Origin of the sequence: Siphonobacter sp. (assembly GCF_048595215.1) — a bacterium.
Classification (GTDB): domain Bacteria; phylum Bacteroidota; class Bacteroidia; order Cytophagales; family Spirosomataceae; genus Siphonobacter.
The window spans coordinates 22,831-29,119 of record NZ_JBMDWJ010000112.1 but is presented as its reverse complement, the minus strand read 5'-3'; the positions used below and the strand labels follow the sequence as shown (position 1 = coordinate 29,119).

The window sequence follows — 6,289 nt, the reverse complement described above, 5'->3', positions numbered from 1 at the left end:
GCAACTGGAAGCCTACATTCGTCTCCCCGCTACGCCCCCTACCTTCTCCAATCCTGGCCTTAAGTCTAGTACTGAAACTCGTTCTACGCCATCGAAAGCGGAGCGTACCACGTTTACGTTTCACCTAAACGAAGCGGATACAACGGATTTTAAGAAGGTCTACGGAATTGGCTCAAAGCTTGCCCTTCGCATCATTAAATTCCGGGAAAATCTGGGTGGTTTTGTAAACGAGAATCAACTACGGGAAATCTGGGGCCTTGATTCAACCGTAGTACAGGAACTACTGAAACACGGCCAACTGACGGGACCGGGTTCCGTACGGAAAATTAAAATCAATGAAGTAAGTCTGGAACAGTTCCGCCACCCGTACCTGAAGCCCTACGTAGCCAAAGCCATTCTAGCCTATCGCCAGCAACACGGTGCCTTTCAGTCCGCCGCTGATTTGAAAGCCGTAAAGCTCTTGGATGAAGCTACGCTGAAGAAACTAGAACCGTACCTCGCTTTTTAATTTTTACAGTCTGGTACTAGATCCTGTTACAGGATCTAGTACCAGACCGATTCACCTTAGAAGTTTGGTTTCAGCATATACCGGGAATAGAATTTCTCGATGACTCCCACGGCTTCATCCGCCGTATCGACTACGCTAAACAAATTGAGGTCGTTTAACTTGATGTAGCCGTTTTCTTCCCCCATTACATTCCGAAGCCAGTCAATCAGCCCACTCCAGTATTCGCGACCCACCAGTACAATCGGGAAACGGCCAATTTTCTGGGTCTGAATGAGCGTGAGTGATTCAAACAATTCATCCATCGTGCCAAAGCCACCAGGCAGAGCAATGAAGCCCTGAGCGTATTTAACAAACATTACTTTCCGTACGAAGAAGAAATCAAAATTGATACTTTTATCGTGGTCAATGTAAATGTTTGGCTGTTGTTCAAAAGGTAGTTTGATATTTAACCCAACGGATTTACCGCCATTTTCCTTCGCACCCTTATTACCGGCTTCCATAATACCGGGACCGCCCCCCGTAATCACGCCGTAACCGAGCTTCACGAGTTTTCCCGCAATTTCTTCGGCCAGTTTGTAGTGGGGGTGATCGGGTAAGGTACGGGCCGAGCCGAAGATGGAGACACAGGGACCGATTTTGGCCATTCGGTCAAACCCTTCCACAAACTCGGCCATTACTTTAAATACAACCCATGAATCGGCACTCTTGATTTCAGCCCAGTCTCGGTTTTCGAAGGCTTCCCGAATACGAGCTTCGTCTTCAATGACCGCCGGATTCATTAAGGAAACATCGGTTAAGGGTCGGATATTTTCATCGCTTCCGGGTACCGGTGGTAATCCCGTAGGCTTTATTTCTTGGTTATTTTCTGACATCGTAAAAGTGGTTTACTTGAACATTTTCCCGCCGGAGCAGGGCTTTTAATTGAAGGCCCCTACTTTTGTAAAACGGGAAGGATATAACTGTTTTCCGCTCCGTAATGTTGCAGTTTTTACTTAAACTTCCGAATACACGCATGAAAATTGCTATCGGCTCCGATCACGCCGGATTTGATTACAAAAAACGCCTGGCCGATTACCTTACCCTGCAAGGGCATCACGTCACGGACTTTGGCACCTACTCCCTCGATTCCGTCGATTATCCGGACTTTGCTCACCCCGTAGCCTCAGCGGTCGAGACGCAGGAAGCGGACTTTGGCGTATTGTGTTGCGGCAGTGGTCAGGGCGTTTGCATTACGGCGAATAAACATCAGGACGTTCGGGCAGCCTTGGTCTGGGGCCGGGAATTAGCCGAACTTTCCCGTCAGCATAACAACGCAAATGTCATTTGCATTCCCGCTCGTTTCATTGCGTATGAAATTGCGGAAACCTGCGTACAAACGTTTCTGGATACTCCTTTTGAAGCAGGAAGACACGCCACTCGCGTTGGTAAGATCAGTTGCTAAAATTGTTCCATAATACAACAAGGCCCGACTTCAGGGTCGGGCCTTGTTTCGTTTTAAGCGTGTATCTTCCGGTAAATGCCTTTGTCGATTTGCTCGTACTGCCGAGCCAGAGCGGGAATGCGTTTAAAAAGGGTCGGAGCCAGATTCCGGCGATCAATCAGGTACTCCGGTGGGTCCTTCTCAAAGTTTCGCAGGATATTGATGACGTTATTGTAATTGTTCAGATTCTCCAGATCGAAACGGGCTAAGTTCCAGTTCAGATAAGCCGTTGCCGGATAATTTTCGAGGTACTCGCCCATGCCATCACCCAATACCAGGATTCGTTTGTTTTTAATCTCACTGGGTAAGCGTACGGGTTGTACGGTCAGGTTTTCCAGTTTGAGAATCGTATTGGAAAAGGCGGGCAGCAAGGTCAAATAAAACAGGATTCCGACTCCCCCCACAAAGATTACAAACATCATCTCGGGAATCCATCTGCGGCGGGTATAGGTTTCAAAGAAGTACACACTGAAAAAGGCCAGACCGGGCGTAAAAATGACAAACTGCATGGGAGCCAGATACGCCATCAGCCCCACCGAAAGCAGACAGGCTCCTAAATACAAGGCCATCACCTGCTGTACTCGTGACTGAAAATTTGTATAGCGTCCGTGTTTGAGAATTTGTAGAAAGCCCAATCCAGCCAGTAGTACGGGTAAAACCAGTACTGTAATCAGGGTTTGAAAGTCATTCAAATCGTATTGGCGGATTTGGAAAATGATACTGAGGAAATTCCGGGTAAAGGCATCGTACCGACCATCCAGATAAAAATAGAGGTTCACGATGACCAGCGGGAAAAGAAATCCAAGGATATTCATGATGTGCTGCCGAAAGCTCGCACCACTATACAGCAGCAAGGCCAGTACCACCCAGAGAATAAACACCATACAAGGTGGATAAAATAGCGTGGCAATACCAATGTAAAAGCCGACTTCCAGCAGTTCATCCCGAATCCCTTCCCGGTCAAGTTGTTTGAGCAACGTACCCAGAGCTAGCAACAAAAAGGTCGTTGCTAGTAGAGCAGGCGAAAGCGTCGTGTAATCAAACGACAGATTCATCAGCACCAGATAGATAAAGCCGGGTACGTAGTTCCGGTCCGAAAAGACGCTTTGCCGGCTCATAATCAGATTGAAATAAATCATCTGAAAAGCGGCTATTGCGTAGGCCACAAAGTGATACATGACTTCGGAGCGACCGAAGATCCAGTGCAGACCCGCGTATACCGCCGCCGCCATGGGAGCCGTGCTATCCCAAATGCCATCATACAGACCGTGCCCCTTACTGAGTTGTTCGCCCAGCAACGTCCATTGCATTTCAGGAATCAACAGAGGGGTTGTTCCCATTAGTACCGGAAGTCGGACCAGAAACAGGATTACTAATAGTACGAAAAGCTGGTAGGCCGCATTGACCCGGAAAAAACTAAGCAAGATTGTAAAGCGTTTTTATATCGAAATGAATCAGACCGTTGGCTTGATTCTTTAATTCATCCTACCCTAGAAGAAAGGGTTAAGCGTAGAAAGTTCGCCCGGGGAAATGGAATAGATTCCTATTCGATTCACTCCTTCAACCTTTCCTTCTTCAGTAATTCTATGGTAAAATTAACCACTCTATTCCGAAACCTCTGCGATCCTTCTTAAACTCACGGGGAAAATTCGGATATTTGCGGGGTTCGGGATGAGTTTAACCCCGGAGAGGCCTTCCTCTCCCTAGACGAATGGTATGGAATCGAAACGACAACAAAAATTTGCCCGGCAAATACAGAAAGACCTGGGAGATATTTTTCAACGGGAAATGCGAAATCAGTTTGGCAATGCCTTCATTACGGTTACGGACGTGAAAGTAAGCCCTGACTTAGGGGTTGCCCGAGCGTATCTGAGTTTTCTGCTGACCGAAGACAAAGATCAACTGCTGAAAAGTATCCAGGAAAAAACGAAGCAGATCCGGCAGATTCTGGCGAATAAAATCCGGAATCAGGTACGGATTATTCCTGAATTACAGTTCTTTCTGGATGACACCTCCGAGTACGCAGCTAAAATGGATGCCCTGTTTGCGGGAATCACCATTCCGCCCGCTACTGACGAGCCCGAAGAAAAATAAGCACGGGTCCGATCCGGTTTTATCCGTGGATGAAACCGGATCTTTTTGTATTTCCTTCCCTACCCTTTTGAAGTTCAGGCATGAATTTGGCCTTTCTCGTTGCCCGCCGCTATTTTCTTACCAAGAAGAAAACCTCGTTTATCAATCTTATTGCCATCATTTCTATGCTGGGCGTATGCATTGGTACGATGGCGTTGGTGGTGGTTTTATCCGTATTCAATGGCCTGGAAGATTTTAATCGGCAGCTTTTTAAAACCTTTGATGCCGACTTACGGATTGTACCTGCCAGTGGCAAAAATTTTCGGGTAACGGATTCACTCTGGACGGAGCTGAAGAAAATTCAGGGTATCAAGCATATCACGCAGGTATACGAAGAAAATGCCTTGGTTCAGTACGGAGATCAGCGAACAGTAGTAACCATTAAGGCGATGGACGATAATTTACAGTCGCATCCGGAAATGGATACGGCCCGTATCGCCGGCAGTCTGATCCTTCAACAACAGCAGCAAAATTTTGCCGTACTCGGCATTGGCGTGGCCCGTATGCTGGGTTTAAGACCGGAAGATCCACTAACGCCGCTGGAAATCTGGTACCCTCGCAGAAACGCTAACCTAGCGGCTCCCGGCCTCGATGCCTTCAATCAGGCGAACATTCAGCCGGGAGGAATTTTCAGTATTGAGCAAACCTTTGATGATCAGTACGTCTTTGTCCCACTACGTTTTGCGGAAGATTTATTCGAAACGGACGGAAAACGTACGGCTCTGGAATTACAATTACAACCGGGTATGGCCGTCGAATCGGTACAGAAGCAGGTGAAAACGGCTTTGGGTTCGACGTTTAAGGTACAAAACCCCGACGAGCAGCACGCCAGTTTGTTTCGAGCCATCCAGATTGAAAAGCTTTTTGTCTTCATAACCCTGACGCTCATTGTAGCCATCGCTTCCTTCAATATCTATTTCTCTCTATCGATGCTGGCCATCGAGAAAAAATCTGACGTGGCTACTTTACTAGCTTTGGGAGCCTGGCCCGGACTTATTCGTCGAATTTTCCTGACCGAAGGAGCTTTAGTGGGTTTCAGTGGGGCTTTGGTAGGCTTGCTGGCGGGTATTGGCATTTGCTGGTTACAGCAGGAGTACGGTCTGGTAAAAATGGAGCTGGTCGGCTCGCTGGTCGATGCATATCCCGTTCGGATGCAGATGTTCGATCTGATTGGCGTCACTGTCGCCATTATCATTATTACACTGGCGGCCTCCTGGATGCCCGCCCAGAAAGCCGCCAAGCAGGAACTCTAGGAATTAATCCTGCAGAAAAATGATTTCCTTGAGGCCAAAATACCGAATACCGCTTTCCGTCTCGACCTCGAGCTGCCCGTTGTCGGCAATGCCGCTGATTTTACCCGCAAAGACGTTACCCGTCGTATTCTGATAGGTGTGCCAGGTTTGGTACCGATACAAACGATCAAGATATTCCTGGCGTTGCTGTAGATAGCCCCCGTTTTTCAATTGCAGATAGCGGGTTTCCAAAGTGATACAAATCTGATTTAGAAGCTTTTCCAGGTGAAATTCCCGACCCGTAATCTGTCGGACTGACGTGGCCGTAGGCATACTGAATTGCAGTTGATTGATGTTCACACCAATTCCTACGACAGCTCCGGTCAACGTACTTCCCATCAGGGAATTTTCGATCAGAATACCCGTCAGTTTTTGATCTCTATAATACAAATCGTTGGGCCATTTTATGCGTACACCTTCCCCCAGCAAGTGGACCAAAAAGTCGTGTACCCCCAGAGCTACGGCAATACTCAACCGAAACTGCTGCGGGGCCTGCAGAAAGGTAGGCTTGAGAATAAAAGAAAAGGTCAAGTTTTCGCCTACGTTGGCGATCCAACTACTCCCGCGTTGTCCGCGTCCTGCCGTTTGTTCATCCGTAATAATGAGAAGGCCCTCGGGAGCTTCTTCGCGTAAATAATCGGCGGCTAGGTCATTGGTAGAATGACAACTTGGCAGATATATAATTTTTTGACCTAAAAATTCGGTCTTCGGATAAGTTTTGTACAATTATTTTTAGTTTTAAGGGAGGAAATTTACGAATCTAGCGTTATATACGTGTCAGATGAAGTACAAGTCCTAATTTTAAGCGTACTTCGTAATCTTAATATTTAAACTCTTCGATTCGTTATGCTGAACACAGATCGATTCTGTCAGCCG

At 47.2% G+C, this 6,289-nt stretch carries 7 protein-coding genes; 4 read left to right on the top strand and 3 right to left on the bottom strand.

What is annotated here, in order from left to right; genetic code table 11:
* Nucleotides 1–508, top strand: a 508-nt coding sequence (locus tag ACOJTG_RS06695; RefSeq protein WP_420153095.1) for a ComEA family DNA-binding protein, incomplete at its 5' end; no start/stop codon positions are given.
* Between the two features lie 56 nt (nt 509–564).
* Here the strand turns inward: ACOJTG_RS06695 and ACOJTG_RS06690 are convergent.
* The gene (locus ACOJTG_RS06690; protein WP_104713873.1) at nt 565–1,287 is read right to left on the bottom strand and encodes a TIGR00730 family Rossman fold protein; all 723 of its coding nucleotides are present in this window, start codon (nt 1,285–1,287) and stop codon (nt 565–567) included.
* A 233-nt stretch (nt 1,288–1,520) separates the two neighbouring features.
* Between ACOJTG_RS06690 and rpiB the strand changes: the two genes are divergently transcribed.
* Nucleotides 1,521–1,949: a ribose 5-phosphate isomerase B gene (gene rpiB, locus ACOJTG_RS06685; protein ID WP_094814607.1), complete on the top strand. Its 429-nt coding sequence runs from the start codon at nt 1,521–1,523 to the stop codon at nt 1,947–1,949.
* 53 nt (nt 1,950–2,002) lie between these two features.
* Here rpiB and ACOJTG_RS06680 read toward each other — a convergent pair whose 3' ends face one another.
* Nucleotides 2,003–3,412: a DUF6427 family protein gene (locus tag ACOJTG_RS06680; RefSeq protein WP_420153094.1), complete on the bottom strand. Its 1,410-nt coding sequence runs from the start codon at nt 3,410–3,412 to the stop codon at nt 2,003–2,005.
* Nucleotides 3,413–3,704: 292 nt separating this feature from the next.
* On the opposite strand from ACOJTG_RS06680, the gene rbfA reads away from it, so the two are divergent.
* Nucleotides 3,705–4,082, top strand: a complete 378-nt coding sequence (gene rbfA / locus ACOJTG_RS06675; protein ID WP_420153093.1) for a 30S ribosome-binding factor RbfA — start codon at nt 3,705–3,707, stop codon at nt 4,080–4,082.
* An 80-nt stretch (nt 4,083–4,162) separates the two neighbouring features.
* Nucleotides 4,163–5,374, top strand: a complete 1,212-nt coding sequence (locus ACOJTG_RS06670) for an FtsX-like permease family protein (RefSeq protein ID WP_420153092.1) — start codon at nt 4,163–4,165, stop codon at nt 5,372–5,374.
* Nucleotides 5,375–5,377: 3 nt separating this feature from the next.
* Here ACOJTG_RS06670 and ACOJTG_RS06665 read toward each other — a convergent pair whose 3' ends face one another.
* On the bottom strand, nt 5,378–6,139 hold the full coding sequence (locus tag ACOJTG_RS06665) for a biotin--[acetyl-CoA-carboxylase] ligase (protein ID WP_420153091.1): 762 nt from the start codon (nt 6,137–6,139) through the stop codon (nt 5,378–5,380).
* Nucleotides 6,140–6,289 lie beyond the last annotated feature (150 nt).

Excerpts from the sequence above, each read along its gene's own strand:
- ACOJTG_RS06670 (WP_420153092.1), top strand. The coding sequence starts at position 4,163 with ATGAATTTGGCCTTTCTCGTTGCCCGCCGCTATTTTCTTACCAAGAAG.
- rpiB (WP_094814607.1), top strand. The coding sequence starts at position 1,521 with ATGAAAATTGCTATCGGCTCCGATCACGCCGGATTTGATTACAAAAAA.
- rbfA (WP_420153093.1), top strand. The coding sequence starts at position 3,705 with ATGGAATCGAAACGACAACAAAAATTTGCCCGGCAAATACAGAAAGAC.
- ACOJTG_RS06690 (WP_104713873.1), bottom strand. The coding sequence starts at position 1,287 with ATGAATCCGGCGGTCATTGAAGACGAAGCTCGTATTCGGGAAGCCTTC.